This window comes from Peristeroidobacter agariperforans (assembly GCF_004138335.1).
In the GTDB taxonomy this organism is placed as follows: domain Bacteria; phylum Pseudomonadota; class Gammaproteobacteria; order Steroidobacterales; family Steroidobacteraceae; genus Steroidobacter; species Steroidobacter agariperforans.
The window spans coordinates 521,036-544,188 of record NZ_RYFW01000003.1 but is presented as its reverse complement, the minus strand read 5'-3'; the positions used below and the strand labels follow the sequence as shown (position 1 = coordinate 544,188).

Here is a 23,153-nt window from a genome sequence, read left to right as displayed (position 1 = left end):
CGCTCTCCCGCCACAACACCAATGGACGCGAGCAGGCGACTTATGTCGCGCCAGATCCTGCTGGCTTTGGCGTGGCTAGGGATTGCCCTGATGCCAGGATCGGCATGGTCCCTGACGCCGAGCAAGATGCCGAGCCAATACGTGCTCGACAGCTGGCAGCTCGACAGAGGGCTGCCGCAGAACTCTCCCATGTCGCTCGCGCAGACCCGCGAGGGATATTTGTGGGTGGGCACGCAGGAAGGCCTGGCGCGCTTCGACGGCGTGCGCTTCGTCGTGTTCGATCGGCGCAGCACGCCACAGCTCGGCAGCAACCTGATCACTGCCCTGCTCGCCGATAGCCACGATCGCTTGTGGATTGGCACCTCGGCCGGCCCCGCCTTGCTGGTCACCCAGCAATTCCAGACCATCGGCGACCAGACACCGCTCGCGACCGCTTCGATCTACGACATTATCGAAGATCAGCGCGGCGATGTTTGGATAGCCACCGAGCAAGGATTGTTTCGCGAGCACGCCGGCGCCGTCGAACTCGTGCACTTGAGCAGCCGCGAGCCGACCGGCCGCATCCGTGCCGTGCTCGAAGATCGCAGCGGCACGCTCTGGGTAGCGACGGCGCTGCAGGGAATATTGCGCATCGATAACCGCCACTCGAGCCCTGCGCCGCTGCCTTCTCCGGTCCCATCGTCGGTCAACGCAAGCGCGCTGCACGAGGATCGAGACGGCTCGATTTGGATCGGCACCGAAGAAGGCCACTTATACAAACGCACCGCGAGCAATTTCCAGCGCGTGCCCTTGAGTCGAGAGCTCGGCGGGACGGTGCGCGTGCTACGACGCGACCGGGACGACAGCCTCTGGATCGCGACCACAGGCGGCGGTCTGTTTCGACTGATTGGCGCCCAGCTCACATCGCTGCGCTCGGGCGCCGTGCCCTCCAACGATGTGCGCGCGTTGCTCGAAGATCGCGAAGGCAGTCTTTGGGCCGGCTCGTACGGCGGCGGCTTGTTACGACTGCGCGATGGCAAGTTCACATCGTTCGGGCTCGACGAAGGCTTGCGCGGCAATCTGGCATGGACCATTGCACCGGGCCGGAAGCAGGACGCGTGGGTCGGCACCGATGCGGGCCTGAGCCACTATGCCGACGGCAAGTTCGAATATCTCTCGCCGCGCTTCGGCATCGAGAACGTTCGCGTCCGCACCGTAATCGAGGATCGCACCGGCGCGCTCTGGGTCGGCACTCAAGGCCGGGGCGCCTATCGATACCGGGACGGCGAGATCACCGAATACAGCGAGCGCACCGGGCTGTCCGGCAACCTGGTCAAGGCGATCATCGAAGATTCGCAAGGTCGTATCGTGATGGCGACCGACAAGAGCATCGACATCTTCGAGAACGGGACGCGCCTGCCGACGCCAGAGGCGATCGTGAAATTGGGCGCGATCACCACTGGCGCCCTGCACGAGGATACGCAGCATCGACTTTGGATCGGCACGGATGCGCACGCGTTCTATATGTTTGCAAACGGCGCAGTCACCGCCTATACGACCGCCGACGGCTTGCCCGGCAACCGCGTGTTATCCATGCACGACGACGGACACGGCGGGCTCTGGCTCGGCACGACCGGCGGGCTCGGGCGAATTCGCGATGGCAAGGCGATCTCCCTGGCTCGTGGCGCCGGTCCGCAGACAGAGACGGTGCTACAGATCCTGCGCGATCGACACGACACCTACTGGATCACCACCAATCGTGGCCTGTTCGCCATCGCCCAGCACGATCTGGAATCGTTCGCTTCCGCAGAGTCGCCGACACTCACCTATCGCAGCTATGGCATCGCCGACGGGCTGCGCACTTCCGAGTTCAACGGCGGCAACACGCGCCCTGGTTCGCTGATGCCGGACGGCTCGCTGTGGTTGCCGACCATTCGGGGCATCGTGCGCGTCGATCCGGGCGAAATCCCGGGCAATCCAATCGCGCCGCCGGTGGTCGTCGAAGGGCTGATCGTCGATGGCCAGCCGCTGTCGCTCACCGAGAATGTGCGAGTAAAGGCCGGCGCAACCCAATGGGAGGTGCAGTACACCGCGCTCAGCCTGGCGGTGCCCGAACGGGTGCAATTCCGCTATCGCCTCGAAGGCTTCGATGACACGTGGATGGATGCAGGCTCGCGTCGGAGTGCGTACTTCACCCGACTGCCACCCGGTGACTACACCTTCCGCGTACGCGCCAGTAACAACGACGGCGTTTGGAACGACACCGGGGCGACGCTGCGCTTCACGTTGTTGCCGCATTTCTACCAAACAACCTGGTTCGCGCTCCTGTGCATCGGCGCGGCGCTGGGACTGGCGGGATTGTTGTATCGCCTGCGGGTCGGCCAACTCAAACGCAACGCTCAACGCCTGGAAAACCTGGTCGCGGAACGAACGCGAGCGCTGGCGGCAGCGAAGGAAGATGCCGAGCTGGCCACGCAGGCAAAGTCGCATTTCCTGGCCAACATGAGCCACGAGATCCGCACGCCGATGAACGGCATCATCGGCATGGCCGGGCTGCTGCTCGATACGCCGCTCGACCGCTCACAACGCGACTACGCCGAAACGCTCCGCGCCAGCGCCGACTCGCTGCTGACCATCTTGAACGACATTCTGGATTTTTCGAAGATCGAGGCCGGCAAGCTCGACATCGAGCGCCTGGAGTTCGAGGTGCGCGATCTGGTCGACGATGCCGGCGCCATCATGGCGTTCCAAGCCGCGGCGAAGAATCTGCGCCTGATCGTGCACGTACGGCACGATGTGCCCAAGCGTGTGATCGGCGACCCGATGCGCATCCGCCAATGTTTGCTCAATCTGGTCGGTAACGCGGTCAAGTTCACGCAGCATGGCCAGGTCGTGCTCGATGTCAGTCGGGACGCTGCGGGCGGTGTCACCTTCTCAGTTCAAGACACGGGCATCGGCATCGCGGCTGCCGTGCTCGACCATTTGTTCATGCCCTTCACTCAGGCCGACACCTCGACGACCCGTCGCTTCGGCGGCACGGGCCTGGGCTTGTCCATCGTGCGCAAGCTGGTGGAGATGATGGGCGGCGCGATCGGCGCCAACAGCACCGAAGGTCAGGGCTCGACCTTCTGGTTCAACCTGCCGCTGCCGGTCGTTGCCGAATCGGCGGCGCCGGCCGTGAAGCGCTCCGGCCGCATTCTGGTCGTCGACGACAATGAATGCGCGCGCGAGGCCTTTGCGGATCAATTGCGACACGCCGGTTTCGACGTTGGGTTGGCGAGCGATCGCGCGCAAGCCGTGGAAATGTTGCGAGCAGAGGCGCGATTCGACCTCGCCTTGATCGATCACCACCTGCCCTCACTCGATGGCATTGCGCTCGGCGCCGAAATTGGTGGCGCGGTCGACCTTTCAGGCCTGCCGCTGGTGTTGCTCACGCCAGTCGATCGCAGCGGCGACATTCAGTGCGAGACCGCCGGCACGTTCTTCGGCTACTTGACGAAGCCCGTACGCACCAGCGCTATGCTCGATTGCATCGATCGCGCCCTGCGTCCCGCGGCTGCGCATGATCAGATCGCGGCGGCCAAAGCCGCTCCTACCGCTGAACAGGCCCGGCCTGACATCGGGGTGCGAGTGCTCGTTGCCGAGGACAACGCAGTCAACCAACGCGTTGCGCGTCGGTTCCTGGAGCGGCTCGGCTGCGAAGTCGAGATCGTGGACGATGGCGCGAAAGCGGTCGAGGCGTTGGCGCGTTCGAATTACGATTTCGTGCTGATGGATATGCAAATGCCCATCATGGACGGCCTCGAAGCCAGTCAGCGCATCCGTGCTCGAGAACGCTCCGGAGAGCGCGTACCCATCGTCGCATTGACCGCCGACGCCATGGTCGGCACGCTCGAACGCTGCCTCGCCGCGGGCATGGACGGCTATCTCACCAAGCCGCTCGACGCGGCCAAGCTCGAGCAAGTGATCGCGCGCTTCGTCATCAAACGCGCATCACCGATTCCGCCGGCCGCGGCCGCTGGCTAAGAGTTCGATCGCTCAGTTCACTCGACGCTCGCGTCCCTCCCAATACGGTTCGCGCAACACACGCCGCAGAACCTTTCCCGAGGGCCCCTTCGGCAGAGCCGATACGAACTCGACGGACTTTGGCGTCTTGAATGCAGCGATACGAGTGCGTGCAAAAGCGATGATGTCGGCGGCGTCGGCGCTCGCCTCTGCCTTCGGGACGACGATGGCCTTGACCGCCTCGCCCCATTTCTCGTCGGGCACGCCGATAACCGCGACTTCCTGCACGGCCGGATGTCCATAGATGGCGTTCTCGACTTCGGCGGGGTAGATGTTTTCCGCGCCGGACACGATCATGTCCTTGAACCGGTCGTGGATGTACAGATAGCCCTCCTCGTCCATGTAGCCTGCATCGCCGGTGCGCAGCCAACCGGCTTCATCGATGATCTGCGCGGTGGCCGCCGGCCATCGCCAGTAGCCCACCATATTGGCGACCGAGCGTGTTTCGACTTCGCCAACCTGACCCGCCGCGAGCGGTTCGCGGCTATGAGCATCGACGACGCGAATCTCCACGCCGGGCATCGCCTTGCCGGCAGCGCGCATCCGCGGACTGCCGCTAGCGATGTGATCTTCGGGCGGAAGAAAAACAATCGTGCCGGCCGTTTCTGTCATTCCGTACTGCTGACAGAAGCCGCAGCCGAACACCTGCGTCGCCTCGCGCAGCAGGTCGCTGGCAATGGGCGATGCGCCGTAAAGAATATGACGCAGCCGTCGATAGTCGACTTCCCTCACGCGGGGCTGCAATAGCAGTTGGTGCAACGCTGTCGGCACGATGAAAAGTTTCGAGACGCCCTCATGTTCGATCGCCTCGAGCACCTGCGCAGGATTGAACTCTCGCAGCACGATGGTTTTCGCGCCACTGTAGAAACCAACGATCGCCCAAGCGATGCCACCGACATGACCGACTGGCAGCGCGACCAGGTTCACATCGTCTTCCAGCCATTCGTTCCAAGCCATGCCCGTCCGCATGCCGTCGCGCCGGCCGCTCAGAATGTTTCGATGGCTGAGCATCACTCCTTTTGGAACGCCGGTGGTGCCGGAGGTGTACAGCTGTATCGCCACCGATGTCGGATCGACGGGCAGCTCTGCATCTGACACCGGCATGGCGTTGCGCCACTCGGCGTACCGTGGGAGGTCCGCGTTACCTCGCTCCATTGCGATCAAGGTTACGTCGCTTGAGAGCGCCTGACGGAAGGCGTCGAGTTTGTCGAACTGATCGCTGCCGACGAACACCATCCGAACGTCGGCATCGAGCAAAATCTGTTGCATCTCTGCTAGCGCCAACCGCCACTGCACGGGCACCAGGACCACGCCGGCCTTCGCGGCGCCAAACATGAGCTCGAAAAACTCATCGGTGCCCTTGCCGATGTATGCAATGCGGTCCGTCGGCCGGCAACTTGCGGCGTTGAGTGCATTCGCCACCCGACAGCTTGCCCGGTCCAACTCGCCCCACGAGGTAACGCGGCTCTCAAAGGAGACAGCGATGCGCTCGGGACGATACCGCGCGTGATAGCGCACGATGTCGCCCAGTACCGGCATGGCGTCGTAGTCCACTCGATCGGTCACGGCCGAGCGCTCGCCATCGATCCGTCCCCCGTGGTCGCCGTGAACCGCTTGTAGAGATAGTTGGCCGGCAAGCCCATGCGGCGACTGGCCAACGTCGGCGCCGTGTTGGGAACGGGCACCCGCTCGAATAGCGCGCCGAGCGTTCTGAGCAATCGATGTTCCCAAGGCTTCAGTTGCCATTGCCTGCCGTGCAGACCGAGCCGCTCGATCAGCCACTCCGGCAGGAGATGGATGCCTGCGCGAACCATAGTCGATTGCAGCGGCCGAAGAAACAACGGCAGCGCAGACGTCCGCAGCACGATATCCAGGAACTGCAGGATGATCGGGTGCGCCTCCAGGTGGGGCTGCATTCTTTCGAACTGTTGCTGTTGCTCGGCTCTGGATTGCGGCGCTCCGTGCGCAAGAAACAACCGGGCCGACGCCATCGACTCCCGATAGAAATGATCCCGTTGCGCGTCCGACAAGGGTCGGCAGAAGGCGGCATACGCTTCCATGAAGCCGTAACTCACCGTGCACTGGACCCAGTTCAACAACTCGGGATCGTTGGCTCGATACGGCGTGCCCTTCGGCGTCGTTCCCTGAACGCGCGCGTGCATCGCCACCACGCCCCCGATCAGCTTCTCCGCCACCGCGACCGGCGCATACACGCTCACGTGAGTCATCAGCCCGGTACGCTGCATCCGGGTCAGGGGATCGGTGGGAAAGATCGAATGTTCCCACACGCCCGTACGCACCCGTTCCTCGGCCAGCTCCAGCAGCACGGCAGTAATGCCGCCGATGAACAGCGAGATCGGGTTCTTGAAGACCTGCCAGGCGAGCGAATCGGGCGCGTACAAGGCGGGGGCGCCGCTCGGGCTCAGAAAATCCACTTGTGGAACCGCTCGTCGCTGCGGGCCACGGACGGGGTTACTCATTTGCTTTCCTTCATTCAACGGTGAACACGCACTTGCCCATCGTTTACCCGCCCGGCATGGGCTTTGAATACTATCGAGCCAAACAGGGGGCCCCACCCGGCCCTCACCCCCGGTTCGTCGGAACGGACGACTTTCCCCCCAGCCCCGCAACGGCATGATCGCGTTGGGGGACTGCAAATGAATGCGATGCCATCGAGCTCGTTCGAGCCTGGGATCATCGACACGGCGCGCGAGATCGCCGCACGCGGCCACGCCATCGGCTTGCCGATGATCGCCACCTGGGCGGACATCAGTAGCGCACGCCCGGCGACAGTGGGCCGGAACATCCCCGTCGCCGCTCTGTTCGAGTTCGCCACCGATGCTCGCGAATACTGGTTACAGCCGGACCTCGCGCTCGAAAACGCCATCGTCACCATCATTCGCTGGACCGCCGAACCGTTCTATTACGACCGCGGCGAAATCGGCGGCTGGCGCGCTCTGCACATCGCCCCCGAGCTGGAACGGCAGAAGAACCGGATGACGTTGAGCATCCGCGGCGCCATCGTCGCGCCGATTCATCTGCCGGGCAGCGTGATTGGCGCTGTCGTCTGGGCAACCGACCAACCTCGCGACAACGTGCGCGAACTGTTCGATAAACACGCCGCCGATCTTCACGTGCTGGCGTTGCGGTTCATTTCCGCCTGCAACGCCGCCATGCACGGGGAGCCGAGCATTCGTTCCTACCGGCTCACCCGCCGTGAGATCCAATGTTTGAAGCTCGCCGCCGCCGGTAAGACCGACGAGGAGATCGCCATGATCCTCGATGTCGCCATTCCCACGGTGCGCTTTCACCTCAAGAAAGCCGGCGACAAACTCGGCGAGAGCGGTCGGATACGCATCGTGCACCACGCGACGGCTCTCGGCTTCATCAGCATGCGTTTGTGATCCCGCGCATTTCAGAACTTCAGCCCGATCGTCGCGCCATAGGTCCGCGGCGGGCTCGGGAATCGGACGACCACGTTGGCGTTGCTCGCGACGGCAGTCCAATAGTATTTGTCGAGCACGTTGCGGGACCAGAGCGTAAAGGACCAGCGATCCTCCGCATCTCGCAGGCCGACGCTGACGTTCGCCACACCGTACGCAGGAATTTTGTAGAGATCGATATCCTCGAAGATGGTGTTCGACTTGCCTTGATAGCGGCCGTTCAAAGTCATCTCGAGATTGAGCCCATTGCCGAGGGGACGCAGATAAAGCAGCGAGAGACTGGCCTGGAGCTCCGGGCTGTAGATGAACTCGGCTCCGTCATAGTCCTGCGGCTGCCCGGCAGCGTTTGTGCCCACATAGTCCTTCACTTCCGTCTGCAGCCACAGCGCGGTGCCTGCGATCGTAATGCCCGACACGGGCTGCCACGTCACATCGCCTTCGACACCATAGGCTTGGGATTTCGGCACATTGTCGAGGCGCGTGAGCGCCGTATAGATGGGATCGGCGAAATAGGTGCCGATCTGCTTGTCCTCGTAGTCGTAGTAGAAGGCCGCGAGATTGGTCTGCAGGGTGCGCCCGGCTCCGGTTGCCTTCAGGCCCAGCTCATACGCCGTCAACAACTCCTGTTTCACAGGCGCGTTCTGTCGCGCAATGTTCGCAGGATTGATTGGCGTCGTGCCCGCTTTCGCACCCCGCGACACCGACGCGTAGATCAGCGTGGTATCCGCCGGGGTGAAGTCGAGCGAGGCGCGCCAGGACACGTTGCTCTCATCGAGCGTCGAGACGATCTCGTGGAACGTGCCGGTGACCGGATCGAACGTGTGACACTGGCCGGCCGAGATCGGCGCGCTCAGGATCCCGTAGTTCTGCAGGAACAACGCACGATTCACCACGTTCACGTTCGGCAGCATGCTGCCGTTGAAGTCGCGAGAGCAGCCGCGATAGTCCTGGCGATCTTCCGTGTAGCGCACGCCCGCGTTGAGCTTGAACAGATCGTTCAGGCGCAAACCGGCGTTGGTAAAGACGCTCCACGTCTCCGTGTCGATGTTGCCCACGTCTTCATAGGTGCGAAACGACCGCGCCAGGTCGGCCGCCGTGTAGCCACAACAATTGAACGGGGTCGCGAGCAGCGGCAGTCCCACCGTCCGGATCAACGACACATTGGCGTTCTGGCCGAGCAGCGTCCGGTTGGAATCGAGGATCTCGTCCTGCGCGTAGTAGGCGCCGACCAGCCAGTTCACGCGGTCGGTCTCTCCTTCGATGTGCAGATCCTCGGCCAGCGAGCGGATCTTGCCTGTCGCCTTTTGCACCAGGATCTCATAGGGCGCGCCGCTCCAGTCGAACAGCGCGTCGCGCTCGAACTCGTTGTAACTCGATAGGGACACCAGCTTGACGCTGTCGGAAAGATCCTGGTCGATGCGCAGCTTCAAACCCGTGAAAGGATTGTTCTCGCGCAGCGGCCCGGTCAGCCCTGCGCCAATGCCGATGTCGGTCGAGCGCAGGGACTCGGGCGCCCAGTCCGCACCCGTCGCATCGTTCGGCGGATTGCTGCGGATGAAGTTCACCAGCCCGGGCGCGTTGAACGGGCTGTTCGCAGTGGCCGGTGTGAAGCCGATGCCCTGCCCGGCCACGGTGTCGGACTCGTTGCGCCAATAGGTCGCGGAGAAATCGATTTGAGTGCCGTCGCCGGGCTGGATAGCTAACGACGCCCGCACGCCATGTTTCGATATCTCGCCAAGCCGTTCGCCCCGACTCGCGCTGCGCTGCCAGCCTTCGCCGCTGTTTTCGCTGCGAACGGCAATTCTCGCCTGCACCCGTTCCGACAGCGGCCCGGAGATATAGCCGCCGAAGTTATAACTTTGATAGTTGCCCACGTCGGCGGTAACAGCGGCGCCAAAGGTGTCTGTCGGCCGCGCCGTGATGAAGTTGATCAGGCCCGCCGTCGTGTTGCGGCCATAGAGCGTTCCCTGCGGTCCTTTCAATACTTCCACTCGCTCCAGGTCCATGAGCGGCCCGGTATTCATGATGGGATAGGCGTACGCCACCTCGTCCACATAGGTGCCCACTGTTGAAGTGGCGGAGAGATTGATCGTGTTGAAGCCGATGCCGCGCATCGTATACGTCGGCACGCCCTGATAGCTCTGCGACACCGTGAAGCTCGGGACCACAGTGGTAAGGTCGGCGACACTGTCGACACGCAATGCTTCGAGACTGGCGGCATCGAACGCCTGGATCGCCAGGCCGACCTCGTTGATCGACTCCGCACGCCGCTGTGCGGTGACCATGATTTCCTCGAGCGTTCCACCCGTCTCCACCGTCGATTCCTGAGCGCCGGCCGTCCTGCTGAATGCAGCCAGCCACAACAGCGACGCGAAACTCACACCCGCTCCGATTCCAATACGCATTACTCCCCCGCGGCTGGCGCCGTGACTATTCGTCTTTATATGGTCATCTTTGTATGGGTCTGGCCCTACGTTGGCAGCTCGAGCAGCCGGCGCACAGCTGTTGACCTTGATAGCAGTCAGGCCGCGGTGACCTCGCTAGGATGGGTGGCGCGGCAGGGAACTTTGGAAATAGCCGCCATCGCTGCAGCTCAGGGGGCAAAACGTGTCGCAACGTTCGGATCGAAACCCGCATCACGACACGTCGTCCGACTCGAGCACCACTCGTCGCCGCTTCCTTCAATACATCCTGGGCGGGTCCGCGACGCTGATCGTGGGCGGCACGTTCGTCGGCGCCGACGAGGCTGAGGCGTCCGTCTCTTTGCCCGAGCTGGGCGAGATCCTCGACTTCGCCGATGTTATTACGTTGGCCGAAACGCCCTACGCCAGCAACCTCGTGCTCGAAGTCACGGCCGACAACCGCGTTCGTTTCGAGCTGCCGCGACTCGACAAAGGACAAGGCATCGCGACCGCGTTCGCAATGCTGGTGGCTGACGAACTAGACGCGGACTATGCAAGAACCGACGTAGTACTCAGCGACCGCCGCGCAGACCGGCCGTTTTCCATCACCGGCAACTCCGCTGCGATCCGCGCACTTTGGAGTCCGGTCCGCAGTTTGAGCGCTCAAGCCCGCGCGCGTCTCGTCACCGCCGCGGCACGTCGCTGGAATGTCAGTGCGGGCACCTTGAGGACTTCGCAATCCAAAGTGATTGCCCCGGATGGGCGCAGCGCCACCTATGGCGAGCTCACAGCGGATGCGGCGCTGGTATTGGTCCCGCAGGTTTCCGTCACACCGAAGTCGATCGGTCAATACAAGGTGGTGGGCACCGCGCGTCCTCGCAAGAACGCCCGTGACATCGTCACAGGTGCTCAGAAGTACACGTTGGATGTCGATGTCCCAGGCGCAATGCCGACCGTCGTAGCTCGCGCTCCAGATATCAAAGGCACGGTACTTTCCTGGAACGGCAGCGCAGCCTTATCCATGCCCGGCGTGCTCGGCATCGTACCTGTGCCAAATGGCATCGCAGTCACCGCACGAACATTCAAACAGGCGTTCGATGCTCGCGATGCTCTTCAGATCACCTGGCGTCCCGGTCCCGTTCGCGGGATCTCCGACGCCAACGTCCGCAATACGCTGCAACAGATCAACACACCGCTGACCCCGGTGCTGCCTTTGGTTGGATCGCTCACCGCCACTTATGAGTTTCCGTATCTCGCACACGCAATGATGGAGGTCATGGCCGCAGTAGCCGATGTTCGCGGACAGTCCGCGGAAATCTGGTACGCATCTCAATCGCCCAACTACATCGCGTCGGAGATTGCGCAAGCCATAGGCATTCCGGCATCGAAAGTGAAGATCCATGTGCCCTTCGCGGGCGGCTCTTTCGGCCGACGTTTGTTTGGTGAAGTGGCGGTCGAGGCAGCGCGAGTCTCCAAAGCGCTCGGCATGCCGGTCAAATTGATGTGCACCCGCAACGACGATATGCGACATGGCCGGTTCCGGCCGATGTCTCGTTGCGCGATCCGCGCATCGTGGCTCGGCGGTGCGACGCTTTCCTTCGAACACCACATGGCGGCGGCGAGAAACGACTTCAGGCACGGGCTGGGCGACGCGCTGAGTGCTGCAGGCGTCAACGTAGTGCCCGACCTGTTCAATCAAGTGGGCTTCGTCACCATGATCTCGCTGCCCTATCGCTTCGGTAGCACCAGCACCAAGCTGGTGGAGCGAGAGCTCAATGTGCCCACCGGCAGCTGGCGTTCGGTGTACTCGGGCGTCATGACCGCGGCCAACGAGATCTTCATCGACGAGATGGCGCGGGCGCGCGGTTACGACGAAGTCGACTTCCGTTTGCGTCATCTCGACTCAGCAAACGCCGAGCGTTGCTTGCGGCACGTGGCGTCGGCCGGTTCCTGGGGCCGCAGGATGCCGCCCGGGCACGCGCAAGGGATCGCGATCCACGCGGAGTATCGCTCGGCCGTGGCTTATCTGGTCGAGATCGACACCACCGGTCCGGAGCCTCGCTTGTTGAAAGCCTACTGCGCTGTCGACGTCGGCGTGCCGGTCAACGTCAGCGGCCTGTCGGCGCAGATGCAGGGCTCGTTGATCGATGCCTGGTCCTCGATGTTTCGCGCCGGCAATCACCTCGACGACGGTCGGATCCGGGAAGGCAGCTTCGGTGACTTTCTCTGGTCACGCATGAACCACTCGCCGATCACCACCGAGGTGCACGTGTTTCCGGCGGAAGCTGGAGCGGAGCCCGGCGGAGCTGGCGAACTCGGCATCACCGCGGCCGCTGCCGCTTGCGTCAATGCTTACGCCCGCGCCACCGGCACGCGGCCGCGTCGCTTTCCGATTCAGGAGTTCGCCTGATGCCCGTTTACACCTTGACGGTGAATGGTGAAGAACGCGTCGTCGACGCGCCGGCAGACATGCCGCTGTTGTATGTACTGCGCGATCTGCTCGGGATCACCGGTCCCAAGTACGGTTGCGGCGTAGGTATCTGCGGCGCCTGCACGAGTCACATCGGCGGCAACGTCGCGCGTCCTTGCATCGTGCCGATCCAGAGCATCGGCAATCAACAGATCACCACGATCGAGGGGCTCGCGAATGGCGACGTGCTGCACCCGGTTCAACAAGCGTGGATCGATGAAGATGTCGCCCAATGCGGGTTCTGTCAGCCGGGTCAGATCATGACCGCAGTTCGGCTGCTCGCACAGAACTCGAATCCAACGGACGCGGAGATCGACGCCGCGATGTCAGAGAACGTTTGCCGCTGCGGCACGTATGTACGCATTCGAGCTGCGATCAAACGAGCCGCGGCCGCGATCGGATAAAGATGATCGACAACCAGTCTCGGTTCAGAGGCGAACCAAGGGGGATCCAATGAGTTCAGACCAACACCGGGCGCGTGCCAAGGTGCCGCGCGCTTCCATTCTTATGGTCCTGAGTTTGTCCGCCGGTCTCGCGACCGGCGCTCAAGCTGCCACGGACCTCATCAAGAGCAGCCGCGGCGGCTCGCAACTCTGGGACTGGTGCGAAGGCAAAGCCGACGCCGCGGTATTGCCGCCGGATCCGCGATCGCTGGTCCAGCCCGGCATCGGCACCGGTCGTGCAGTTGCCTTCAACGCGTTCTGGAAGGACTGCCACACCGATCCAGTGGCAGTGAAAGAAGCAGGCCACCCGAAGACGTGCGGCGAACTGCGCCAACGCTTCTATCGTGGCGATGGCTTGCTCGACACCGGTTCGCGCACGGTCGCTGCACTCTTCACCGGCAACAATCCCACAACGGCCGAGTCGCTGTTCGGCGCAGCCACGCTCACTGCCGCTCAATACAACTCGTTGTGGATGAGCTGGGACGGCTTCCTGCTGCGTCCGGATAACTTTGACGAACTGGTCGCCGAACGTTATGGCTCGGCGTTCGGCACGGGACGCAATCCGTATCCGAAACCCTTCGAAGATCCGAACCGCACCAATGGCGGCACCGGTCGCTTGCCGGAAATGTTCACTCAGCTACGCAATCCCGACGGCTCATGGAGTGGACGCATCGGCATCACCTGTCATGCCTGTCACAGCGGATCTGCGAATGGCGTGCAGACCCCGGGAAGCGGCAGCAGTCTCCAGGACCTGCACCTGATCCTGCGCGATGCCGTGCCTCTGGGCTATCTGCCCTCGCTCGCGTCGCTTGCGAACTTGACCCGTACTCGCGGAACGAACAATGCGAGTGACATCAATCTCGCCTTCCTGTTTCCGGATGAGGGGTTGATATCGATCGATACCGCGCTCGGGGTGCTCGCCTCCGGCTCGACGGCATCCATGGACACGCCGGCGTGGTGGAACATGGGCCATCGTCCGGTGAAGTTCGTCGATGGTGTGTTCCCAATGGATGCGCCGCGCGTCGACATGGTGTTCTACACACCGGCCTTCGGTCTGTTTGGCTCGCTCGGCGGACCGCTTTCCGAAGCCGGGCAAACGTGGATGCGTGCACACGGACCGGATGCGAACACGTGGGTCGAAGCCCTGAAGGCGCCTGCGTATCCCGCGGCGATCAATACCACGCTCGCCGAAGAAGGTGCAGTGCTGTTTCATACTCTCAACCTGTGGGCCTCGAACCGCAACAACCCGGTGCCGAAGCCGAATGAAGGCAACGGCTCTTGCGCAAGTTGCCACGGCGCCTATGCGCCGCGTTACGTGAACGATCCAGCCTTCCTGGCGACGCCTGCACTCGAGGGCATGGCCTCCTATATCACTCCGCAGCGAATCATTCAGACGGATGTGGTGCGACAACGGACCAACAACGAAGCCGTGCAGATCGCGGGCGCCAATAATTTCTTTGGGTATCCGACGACAGCGGGCACGGCCAACGATTGCGGCCCGCAAAACCGTTCGGATCTTCGCGGCAATCGCGAATTGGGCTATCTGGCTCCGCCGCTGTACGGCGTGTGGGCGACAGCGCCGTATATGCACAACGGCTCGGTGCCGAATCTCTGGGAGTTGCTGAAACCTGCCGATCGCAAACCGCTTTGGAAGCGTAAGTCCAAGACACCGCGCTGGGATCAGACCGGTCGCGCCATCATGGGTTACGACACCAGCATGGCGGCCTTCGACACGACGAAAGTGGGCTGGAAGTATGACGCGGTCCAGTGCAAGCGCCCGTCGCTCCTGGACCCGATCCCATCGCAGTATCTACGCTGCGACCCGGAGAGCGGTCTGCTGCTCTCGTGGTATGACGCCTTGCTCACCAACCTGTACGGGAACGTGATCCTGGCCTGGAACGTGCTGTTCCCGCCGACCATCACCAACTCGGACATCGAAGAGCGCAAGATCTATAACAGCTATATGTTCGGCCAGGGCAATGGCGGCCACACGTTCAATTCCGTGCTCACGGATAACGAACGCAAGGCTCTGATCGAGTATATGAAGACGTTGTGATCTTCGCGCAGGCAACGGCAGAGACGAGCGCATCGGGGCGCTCGTCTCGATCTTCACGACTTCGCGACAGTTGCCCGAAGGAAATCGAGCAACAGTCGATTGACCGCTTCGGGTTGTTCTTCGGCTAGCGAATGCCCTGCATCGGGCACCAGGTGCACGCCGTGCAACCGCGTGCACACCTTGTTCATTCCCTCGAAGGCGCCGGGCGTCTGATACACGGCCCACTCACTAGCGCCGCCGATGTAGCAGGCGGGCACGTCGATCGTTCGGCCGGCAAAGGCCTTGAGATTCAGGCCCATTCCCATGCGATAGTAATTGAGGCCGCCCTGGAACCCGGTGCGGATGAATTCTGTGCTGTACACGGTCAGGTCGGCTTCGGTCATCCACTGGCACGCAGCGATCTGCGCTTTCGACGGCATCGCCGCCGCCACGGTTGCGGCGATTCCTTTGTCGAGATCCATGATGTAGTACTCGGGCATCTGGGCGAGTTCCGTCGCGCTCCATGACTTGAGCGGATGCGGCTTGTTGCCCTTCCAGTCGGCGCTCTTGAAGTGATACATCGCTCGCAGCAAGTCGTGGACACCTTGCGGGGCATGCCACATATCCGCATTGGCTGCTTCGCTCGCACTGTACGTTGCATAGTGCTTGCGAGGACGCGGAAGCGCGGCGAGCTCTTTGTCGACATCTGTCGCAGCTACGCCGGGTCGCGGCTTGTCGGCTGAGCGGAGCGGAAGGCTCGCTGTCCCCAGGAACGGCGTGCTCATTGAGACAACCGACTGGAAAACATCCGGCCGCAAGCGCGCGCACCACTGCGCAGTGGGGGCTCCCCAATCGTGCCCAACCACCGAAGCGACCTTCTCGTAGCCCAGTGCACGAACCAATCCCAAGATATCGGCGACGCGATTGAGCATGGAGTACGGCGCCGGATCGTCATGAAACGCGACTGGGCTGGGCGCGCTGGGACCGTAGCCTCGCAGATCCGGCGCGATCACATGAAAGCCGGCGCGGGCCAAGGGCAACAATTGCCAGCGCCAGCTGTATGCGAGCTCGGGAAAGCCGTGCAGTAAGACGACGCAGGGTCTGCCAGGCGATGCGAAGCCCGCTTCGAGAATGTGCAGAGTGGCGCCGTTGTTGTTGTCGACCCGACGCGAGCGAATGCCCACAGGCAATGAGCTTTGCCCGTAGAGGACCGAGTTGTTCAGCGCCGGCCCTGGCTCGTCCTTCGCCAGGCTCGCGGCCCATGCAGGCGCTGCCACGAGACCGGTCGCGCCCTGAAGGACCCAACGGCGAGTGACTTGCTTACGCATCGAATCCCCTCTCCCTGCACGCAGCTGTTCGATTTCGAACACTCAGGCCCGCACCGGATTTCCCCGTTGCTGCTAACCGATTGATCCTTACACGATTTGATCATACGACACGGCCGCTTAGACTAGCGAGCACTGAGCAGATCGATGGGGACAGTCCGTGTGGCGAAACTATCTGAGCGCGGCGCTTCGCAACTTGTCGCGCAATCGCCTTTACGCCGCGATCAACATCGTCGGCCTGGCGATCGGACTGGCGGCGGGAATCTTCGCGGGCTTGTACGTACGTGAGGAGTTGAGCTACGAGCGATTGATCCCGGGTCACGAGAATATCTATCGCGTCTCGATGACGCGGCAAGTGCCCGGCGCGCCCGCCGCGCCCTTCAGCACTGCCTATCACCGGGTTTCGGACTGGCTTCAGAGCGATTTCCCCGAGATCCAGGCGATCAGTCGACTGTGGGTCGTCCGCAAAGCGCTGCGCCACGGAGAATTCGAAGCGCAGCAGCCCGTGGGTTTTGCCGATCCGGATTTCTTTCGTGTCTTTGCGCTGCCCGCGATCGCCGGCGATCTGGCCACCGCGCTGAGCACGCCCGATGGCATCGTGCTGACCCGCCAGGCTGCGCGAAAATACTTTGGCGAGGACACGCCCATCGGCAAGACTTTGGAGTTGGACCGCGGCACCGTGATGCGCGTCACCGCCGTGATAGAGGATCTGCCCTCCAACACGCATCTGAGCTTCACCGCCATTGCATCCAACGCGCGGCTGCTGCAGGAACTGCAGCAGCTACCGGAGTTCAACGTCCGCAAGTTCGAAGCGCACACTTATTTCAGCTTGGATCCGTCGACATCGCTGCATGCGTTGCGTGAGCGCATGGCCGGCCTGGTCGATCGCCATCAGCAATTCCCGCCCGGCATCCAGCTCCAGGTGGATGTGCTGCCCATCGCTGACATTCACCTGAAATCCTCGGGCCAGTTTCCACTCAAACCGCCTGGGGATCTGAAGACGGTCTACGCGGTTGCGGCCGTCGGCTTACTGATCGTCGTGATCGCCGCCATCAACTTCGTGAATTTGATGACATCCCGGGGATCACAACGCGCGGTCGAGGTCGGTGTACGCAAGGTCGCGGGCGCGAGCAGGCGCGATCTGATGGTGCAGTTTATCGGTGAGTCGCTGATCCACGTGACCATTGCGATGTTGGTTGCAATCGCCGCGGTCGAGCTGCTCATGCCTTACTTCAATGCCCTGCTGGATCGCAGCCCCGGCGGCGATGTCACAGCGACGATTCAGTTCGAGTACTGGCGAGACCCGGCGCTCGCGCTCGCTCTCGTTGCTGCCGTCCTCATCATCGGCATCGCGGCGGGCTTTTATCCGGCCATGCTCGTGTCCGCATTCCGCCCCATCAATGCGCTCAAGACCGGGCTGGTGCGAAGCGCCGGCTCCTTCAAGGTGCGGCAGCTGCTGGTCGTGCTGCAGTTCGGCGTCCTGGTGCTGCTGATCCTGGCCACCGCGGTCATTCATCGCCAGACCCGATTTGCTTTGAATGAAGGATTGCGCATCGATCGCAATCAAGTGCTACTGCTGTCGTTCAGAGACGCTGGAGTCCGGCAAGGATTCCAGGAAGCTCTGCGTGAGGTCGCCGGAGTCGAGGCCGTGACCAGCTCACATACCGCACCGACCAACCGTGGAACCATCCAACTCACCGCGGAGCGTGCCGGCAGCTCACCAGCAGCGCTGCAATTCACGCCCGTCGACTTCGACTTTCACGAGTTCTACGGGCTGCACCCGCTCGCCGGTCGATTGTTCTCACGCCATCGCGGTACCGATGCCGTGCCGTCCAATGGGGCTTCCGCTGCACAATTGGCACTGATCGTCAACGAAGCTACTGTGCGCGCACTCGGTCTTGCGAGCCCCGACGAGGCCGTCGGGCAGATCATAAAAATCAAGGAATGGTCGCCGAATCTCCAGTATCTGATCGTCGGAGTAATTCCTGATTTTCCGGTCGATTCGCTGCGAGTAGCGATCCAGCCGACGGTGTACTTCGTGGATCAGAGCCGGCTCGCCATGATCAGTGCTCGGTTGAACGGCCGCACCATCCCAGAAACGCTCACCCAGATCAATCGACTCTGGCAACGCATCGGCGAGCCGCGGCCCATCGAGAGCCAGTTTCTGGATGAGTATTACGAGCTGCTGTACACGGACGTGAGACAACAGGCGCGGCTGTTCAACAGCTTCACCGCAATCGCGTTGATCATCGCCTCTCTCGGTTTGTTTGGCTTGTCCGTGTTCTCGGCCCAGCAGCGCACCAAGGAGGTCGGCATTCGCAAGGCCATGGGCGCAGGCACGCAAGAGATCATGCGGCTGTTGCTGTGGCAGTTCCTGCGCCCCGTGCTGGTGGCGATCGTACTAGCGCTGCCGTTGGGAGCGTGGCTGATGCAGCGGTGGTTGAACGGGTTCGCGCAGCGCGCGTCGATCGAGGCCTGGCTGTTGATTGCAGCCGGCGCCGTGGTGGTGCTGATAGGTGCGTTGACCGTCGCCGCCCACGTCTATTTAGTCGCAAGATGGCGACCGGCCGCAGCGTTGCGGTACGAATAACTCTTGCGACGAAGTTCCTGCTCGGCACCAGGGCACCGGCTACAATCCGGCTTCCCAGTGCGTGTGCAGGAACCGAGATGATGAGAATATTGGTTGCGGGACTGGCGCTTGCCATGACCTTGTGTTTGGGCGCGTGCGCGGAGATGTCGCAGGTTCTGCAGTCGAGCGGTGTGGGTACCGCCGGTAATTCCAATCAGTCCGCCTTGTCGCGCGCGGTAAAAGAGTCGCTGGAGCTGAGCAGTACCCGAGCGGCGGATCTGCTGTCCAAGGCCGGCGGATATCAGAACAGCTCCCTCTACCGCATCAAATTGCCGGAACCCGTGCAGCCGATCGCCTCGCGGCTGCGACAGTTCGGGCTGGGCGGTCAGGTCGATCAGATCGAGAAGCTGATGAACCAGGGCGCCGAGCGTGCCGCCGTCGAAGCCAAAGGGATTTTCATCAGCGCGGTGCGAAGCATGACGCTGACGGATGCGATGGGCATCGTGCGTGGCAACGACACGGCCGCAACCGCCTACTTCCGCCAGCACACCGAAGCGGAGCTGCGACAGAAGTATCTGCCGATCATCCAAAGCAATCTGCGGCAGATCGGCTTCTACAACCAGTACCAGCAGCTGCTCAGCGCCTACAAACAATTGCCGCTGACCAACAAGCCGGACCTGGACCTGGAACAGCACGTGCTCACTCAAAGCCTCAACGCGCTGTTCACGCAAGTCGGCGAGGAAGAAAAGGCCATTCGCAAGGATCCTGTCGGCCGCGGCAGCAGCGTAATCGCCGCTGTGTTTGCTCGTTGAGCTGCTATTGCGCGGGCTGTCGGATGATGGTCTTCCATTTATCCGGCGCAGCCCGGCGGATGTCGTTCAGGTAGATCTCGTGATGCTTGCCGGCGAGCTTCAGTCCTTGGGCTTCGATAAAGCGGTGCAGCTTTGCGATCGTCGGCCCTTCTTCGCTGAACGGGCCGATGTGCAGGATCTGCGCAGCCTTGCCTTCTTCGAAGCCAGCGAACTCCACTTTGGCGAGCGCCGGTAGCGCTTTCTTTCGAGCCAGCCCCGCTCTGCACGACTCGACCAGCGGCTCGGTCACGAGCGGCGGCTGCATGATCATCAGCGTCCACTGCCACTCATCCTTACGCGCAACGCTGAACTGTGTCATGTCATCCATCCACCACAGACCCTCCAGCGGCATGACTGCATAGTCGATCGCCGCCTCGCCCTTTTTGATCGCGAACTTGATCGTGTACGCCAGACTGAAGAGCGACTCCACCGCCTCCCGATACGCGCTCGCCGTATTCGGATCGCCGGCGCCATCGATCCGCAGATAACGCAGCGTGGGGACATCGACCAGCGCCGGCTGCTTGGCCGACGCGGCGTACAGATGCTTGAGCTCTTTCTTGTAGTCGATCTTGTTCATGGCCGGACTGTATCCACGCCGCCTCATTCGTGCCACAGTTCCCCATCCACACTGCGGAGACAGACGATGAAACACTTTCTGCTGTTCTACGAAGTTGGCGCGGACTATGTGGAAAAGCGGGCGCAGTTCCGGCAAGCCCATTTGACAAAGGCGTGGGAGTCGATCGGCCGGCACGAGATGATCCTGGGCGGAGCCCTGGCCGATCCGACCGACGGCGCGGTGATTCTGTTTCGCGGAGAGTCCCGGGATGTCGCAGAAAACTTCGCGAAATCGGATCCGTACGTCCAGAACGGACTGGTGACTCATTGGTACGTGCGCGAATGGTCAACCGTGGTCGGCGAGATGGCTGCGCATCCAGTGCCGCCGACCGGCTGAAGCGTCACTCGCCCGTCTGACTGTGCGGACTATCGACGGGCTTGGACTCCGGCGAGCCCCGCTGCCGCAGAAATATACTGAACACCACCATGGACCAGATCGCCAGAAACTCGCTTTGCCAGTTCTGGAACGACTGGAACCAGAAGCGCGTGTGGCCGAAGAACTCCCATACTGAGATCTCCGCGCCGCCGTGCAGACGCTGTTCTTCGTTGAATGCCGCTGTTCCACCCATGGCGTGGGATATGAACGACACCAGGAACAGCGCAAGAAACGCCAGGCTCAGCGAGTTCTCATAAAGTCGCAGCCGCCAGCCTCCGGTTTTCACCGGACCGGGTGAATCCTTGCTGCGGTTGAGCCGCGGATCGCGATCCACTTCTTCGGGCTTGTCGGGCGACTTCGATTCGGCCGAGCCGCGCTGGTAAAGAAATACTGTAAATAGTACGTAACCGAACATCTGCAGGAACTCGCTCTCCCAGTTCTCGGCGGTCGCCTCCACGAAACTGCCGCTGCCCAAATATTCGACGAAGCTCGGTGGCGTTGCGCCATGGTCGCGTTGCTCTTCGACTTCATTGAGCCAGCCGGTCCAGGCCTGGCCCGCCCAAAAGAGCAGAAATAGCGCGAACAGCACCAGGGAAAGCCCGTTATCGCGCCATAGTCGTTTCATCAGGATCCTCCATCGTCGCGGGTACCCATTGAATTCTCGTAGGCCGAGCCAGGATCCCCGCAAGCGGAAAAAGCAAGCGGGACGCGGCTCTAGCGGTCGGCTCGCCAGGGTTTGCGGCATCCCAGCCCCCTCTATAAGATGCGCGGCCTCCATGGAACCCGTCGTCAACATCGCCGCCTACAAGTTCCTGCCGCTCGCAGGCTTGAAGGGCCTGCGCACGCGCTTGCAGGACCTGTGCAAAGAGGCGGATCTCAAAGGCAGCATTCTGCTCAGCCCCGAAGGCATCAACCTGTTCGTGGCCGGCGTCGGGCCGCAGATCGACAGGCTGCTGGCCGAGTTGCGCAGTTGGCCGGGGCTGGCGGATCTGCAGCCGAAAATCAGCCGTACCGATCACCAGCCGTTCAATCGCATGCTGGTGCGGATCAAGCAGGAGATCATCGCCTTCGGTGTGCCCGGCATCGATCCGGCGCAGCGCACGTCGCCAAAGCTCGCTGCCGCGCAGTTGAAGCAGTGGCTGGACGAAGGCCGCCCACTCACGCTGCTCGATACGCGCAACGATTACGAGATCAAGCTGGGCACGTTCAAGAACGCGCTGCCCATCGGCATCGACCACTTCCGCGATTTCCCCGAAGCCGTCGCCAAGCTGCCCGAGGAGCTCAAAGAGCAGACGGTGGTGATGTTCTGCACCGGCGGCATCCGCTGCGAGAAGGCGGGGCCGTACATGGAACAAGCCGGCTTTAAGCACATCCTGCAGCTCGATGGCGGCATCCTGAAATATTTCGAGGAGGTCGGCGGCGAACATTACGACGGCGAGTGTTTCGTGTTCGATCAGCGGGTCGGCCTCGATCCGAAACTGGGCGAGACCCATTCGACGCAATGTTTCCATTGCCAGTCGCCGCTCACGCCGGCCGAGCAGGCCCATCCTCATTATGTGCCGGGCAAGTCCTGCCAGTACTGCTACAAGACCCCGGCCGAGCAGATGACATCGAACATCGAGCGGCGCCACGAAGCCATTCGCAAGCTCACGCAGCCCCTGCCCGGCAGCCAGCCCTACGACCACTTCAAACCGGTGAACGTGCCGGTGGATTGCGATGGCCAGACGATTGTCGAGGCGCTGCACCGAGTCGTACGGCACATTCCGATCGACGTCTGGGAACAGAAGTGTGCGGACGGCTTGGTGCTCACGGCGGATCATGAGCCCGTCGCTGCTACGCATCGAGTGAAGTCCGGAGAGCGCTATCTACACCGGCTGCCCGCCGTCATCGAGCCGGCGGTGAATATGGATGTGCGCATTCTTCATGAGGACGAAGCGATCGTCGTCGTGAACAAGCCCGCACCGCTGCCTGTTCACTCCGGCGGCCGCTTCTATCGCAATACGCTGCAATGGCTGCTCTTCGACGTCTACTCGCCGCAGAAGCTGCGGCCTGCGCACCGGCTCGACGCCAACACCACCGGCATCCAGGTGCTGACTCGCACTCGCCATTTCGCCGGGCGTGTGCAGGATCAGTTCGCGCAGATGCAGGTCGAGAAGGTTTACCTGGTTCGTGTCAACGGTCATCCCGAAGCGGATGAGTTCGCTTGCGAGATGCCGATCAGCAGAGAACCCGGAAAGCTTGGCTCGCGCAGCGTCGACCCGGTCGCGGGCTTGCCGGCGCATACCGATTTCCGCGTCCTGCGCCGCTTCAACGACGGCACGGCCCTGCTCGAGGCTCGGCCTCGCACCGGTCGCACCAATCAAATTCGAATTCACATCGCCCATCTCGGCTGGCCGGTCTGCGGCGATCCGGCTTACCTCGCCGGCAGCGAAGTGGGCGAAACCCAGACTCTGAGCATCGACGCGCCGCCGCTGTGTCTGCACGCGTTCGAGCTCACGTTCCGCCATCCCGTGACCCGTCAGCCCATGACGTTCAGGGCGCCCCCGCCCGCCTGGGCTGAAGATGATAAAAGCTGAGCGG

At 62.3% G+C, this 23,153-nt stretch carries 15 protein-coding genes; 9 read left to right on the top strand and 6 right to left on the bottom strand.

Annotated elements, in window-relative coordinates:
- The first annotated feature begins 42 nt into the window (after window positions 1-42).
- The gene (locus EK373_RS24470) at window positions 43-4,005 is read left to right on the top strand and encodes a two-component regulator propeller domain-containing protein (RefSeq protein ID WP_198683612.1); all 3,963 of its coding nucleotides are present in this window, start codon (window positions 43-45) and stop codon (window positions 4,003-4,005) included.
- Window positions 4,006-4,017: 12 nt separating this feature from the next.
- Here EK373_RS24470 and EK373_RS24465 read toward each other — a convergent pair whose 3' ends face one another.
- Window positions 4,018-5,610, bottom strand: a complete 1,593-nt coding sequence (locus EK373_RS24465) for a fatty acid--CoA ligase (protein ID WP_198683611.1) — start codon at window positions 5,608-5,610, stop codon at window positions 4,018-4,020.
- On the bottom strand, window positions 5,607-6,524 hold the full coding sequence (locus EK373_RS24460; protein ID WP_129646869.1) for an oxygenase MpaB family protein: 918 nt from the start codon (window positions 6,522-6,524) through the stop codon (window positions 5,607-5,609). The genes EK373_RS24465 and EK373_RS24460 overlap by 4 nt, the downstream gene beginning before the upstream one ends.
- Window positions 6,525-6,701: 177 nt before the next feature.
- On the opposite strand from EK373_RS24460, the gene EK373_RS24455 reads away from it, so the two are divergent.
- The gene (locus EK373_RS24455) at window positions 6,702-7,448 is read left to right on the top strand and encodes a helix-turn-helix transcriptional regulator (RefSeq protein WP_129646867.1); all 747 of its coding nucleotides are present in this window, start codon (window positions 6,702-6,704) and stop codon (window positions 7,446-7,448) included.
- 11 nt (window positions 7,449-7,459) lie between these two features.
- Here EK373_RS24455 and EK373_RS24450 read toward each other — a convergent pair whose 3' ends face one another.
- On the bottom strand, window positions 7,460-9,892 hold the full coding sequence (locus tag EK373_RS24450) for a TonB-dependent receptor (protein ID WP_129646865.1): 2,433 nt from the start codon (window positions 9,890-9,892) through the stop codon (window positions 7,460-7,462).
- 202 nt (window positions 9,893-10,094) lie between these two features.
- On the opposite strand from EK373_RS24450, the gene EK373_RS24445 reads away from it, so the two are divergent.
- The 3 genes from EK373_RS24445 to roxB are packed head-to-tail and all read left to right on the top strand — an operon-like array spanning window position 10,095 to window position 14,858.
- On the top strand, window positions 10,095-12,299 hold the full coding sequence (locus tag EK373_RS24445) for a xanthine dehydrogenase family protein molybdopterin-binding subunit (RefSeq protein WP_129646863.1): 2,205 nt from the start codon (window positions 10,095-10,097) through the stop codon (window positions 12,297-12,299).
- A complete protein-coding gene (locus EK373_RS24440) occupies window positions 12,299-12,763 on the top strand; it encodes a (2Fe-2S)-binding protein (protein WP_129646861.1) in 465 nt (154 codons plus the stop codon). Before EK373_RS24445 ends, EK373_RS24440 begins: the two co-directional genes overlap by 1 nt.
- Before the next feature lie 49 nt (window positions 12,764-12,812).
- Window positions 12,813-14,858: a rubber dioxygenase RoxB gene (gene roxB, locus EK373_RS24435; RefSeq protein ID WP_129646859.1), complete on the top strand. Its 2,046-nt coding sequence runs from the start codon at window positions 12,813-12,815 to the stop codon at window positions 14,856-14,858.
- 53 nt (window positions 14,859-14,911) lie between these two features.
- Here roxB and EK373_RS24430 read toward each other — a convergent pair whose 3' ends face one another.
- Window positions 14,912-16,165, bottom strand: coding sequence for an alpha/beta hydrolase (locus EK373_RS24430; RefSeq protein WP_129646857.1), 1,254 nt, complete (start codon window positions 16,163-16,165; stop codon window positions 14,912-14,914).
- A 157-nt stretch (window positions 16,166-16,322) separates the two neighbouring features.
- On the opposite strand from EK373_RS24430, the gene EK373_RS24425 reads away from it, so the two are divergent.
- Window positions 16,323-18,752, top strand: coding sequence for an FtsX-like permease family protein (locus tag EK373_RS24425; protein WP_129646855.1), 2,430 nt, complete (start codon window positions 16,323-16,325; stop codon window positions 18,750-18,752).
- Between the two features lie 77 nt (window positions 18,753-18,829).
- Window positions 18,830-19,543, top strand: a complete 714-nt coding sequence (locus EK373_RS24420; RefSeq protein WP_198683610.1) for a DUF4197 domain-containing protein — start codon at window positions 18,830-18,832, stop codon at window positions 19,541-19,543.
- Between the two features lie 4 nt (window positions 19,544-19,547).
- Here the strand turns inward: EK373_RS24420 and EK373_RS24415 are convergent, their stop codons facing one another.
- Window positions 19,548-20,159 (bottom strand): GyrI-like domain-containing protein, encoded by a 612-nt coding sequence (locus EK373_RS24415; RefSeq protein ID WP_129646853.1) that lies wholly within the window; start codon window positions 20,157-20,159, stop codon window positions 19,548-19,550.
- Window positions 20,160-20,225: 66 nt separating this feature from the next.
- On the opposite strand from EK373_RS24415, the gene EK373_RS24410 reads away from it, so the two are divergent.
- Window positions 20,226-20,534 carry a YciI-like protein gene (locus tag EK373_RS24410; RefSeq protein WP_129646851.1) on the top strand — a complete coding sequence of 103 codons (309 nt, stop codon included), beginning with the start codon at window positions 20,226-20,228 and terminating at the stop codon, window positions 20,532-20,534.
- A gap of 4 nt (window positions 20,535-20,538) precedes the next feature.
- Here the strand turns inward: EK373_RS24410 and EK373_RS24405 are convergent, their stop codons facing one another.
- Complete coding sequence (locus EK373_RS24405) at window positions 20,539-21,198, bottom strand: DUF6766 family protein (protein ID WP_129646849.1); 660 nt, start codon at window positions 21,196-21,198, stop codon at window positions 20,539-20,541.
- Window positions 21,199-21,349: 151 nt separating this feature from the next.
- Between EK373_RS24405 and EK373_RS24400 the strand changes: the two genes are divergently transcribed.
- Window positions 21,350-23,149, top strand: a complete 1,800-nt coding sequence (locus tag EK373_RS24400; RefSeq protein ID WP_129646847.1) for a sulfurtransferase — start codon at window positions 21,350-21,352, stop codon at window positions 23,147-23,149.
- The last annotated feature ends 4 nt before the right edge of the window (window positions 23,150-23,153 follow it).

Coding starts and splice junctions, on each gene's coding strand:
- EK373_RS24420 (WP_198683610.1), top strand. CDS start 18,830: ATGATGAGAATATTGGTTGCGGGACTGGCGCTTGCCATGACCTTGTGT.
- roxB (WP_129646859.1), top strand. CDS start 12,813: ATGAGTTCAGACCAACACCGGGCGCGTGCCAAGGTGCCGCGCGCTTCC.
- EK373_RS24405 (WP_129646849.1), bottom strand. CDS start 21,198: ATGAAACGACTATGGCGCGATAACGGGCTTTCCCTGGTGCTGTTCGCG.
- EK373_RS24415 (WP_129646853.1), bottom strand. CDS start 20,159: ATGAACAAGATCGACTACAAGAAAGAGCTCAAGCATCTGTACGCCGCG.
- EK373_RS24410 (WP_129646851.1), top strand. CDS start 20,226: ATGAAACACTTTCTGCTGTTCTACGAAGTTGGCGCGGACTATGTGGAA.
- EK373_RS24400 (WP_129646847.1), top strand. CDS start 21,350: ATGGAACCCGTCGTCAACATCGCCGCCTACAAGTTCCTGCCGCTCGCA.
- EK373_RS24440 (WP_129646861.1), top strand. CDS start 12,299: ATGCCCGTTTACACCTTGACGGTGAATGGTGAAGAACGCGTCGTCGAC.
- EK373_RS24450 (WP_129646865.1), bottom strand. CDS start 9,892: ATGCGTATTGGAATCGGAGCGGGTGTGAGTTTCGCGTCGCTGTTGTGG.
- EK373_RS24455 (WP_129646867.1), top strand. CDS start 6,702: ATGAATGCGATGCCATCGAGCTCGTTCGAGCCTGGGATCATCGACACG.
- EK373_RS24460 (WP_129646869.1), bottom strand. CDS start 6,524: ATGAGTAACCCCGTCCGTGGCCCGCAGCGACGAGCGGTTCCACAAGTG.
- EK373_RS24470 (WP_198683612.1), top strand. CDS start 43: ATGTCGCGCCAGATCCTGCTGGCTTTGGCGTGGCTAGGGATTGCCCTG.
- EK373_RS24430 (WP_129646857.1), bottom strand. CDS start 16,165: ATGCGTAAGCAAGTCACTCGCCGTTGGGTCCTTCAGGGCGCGACCGGT.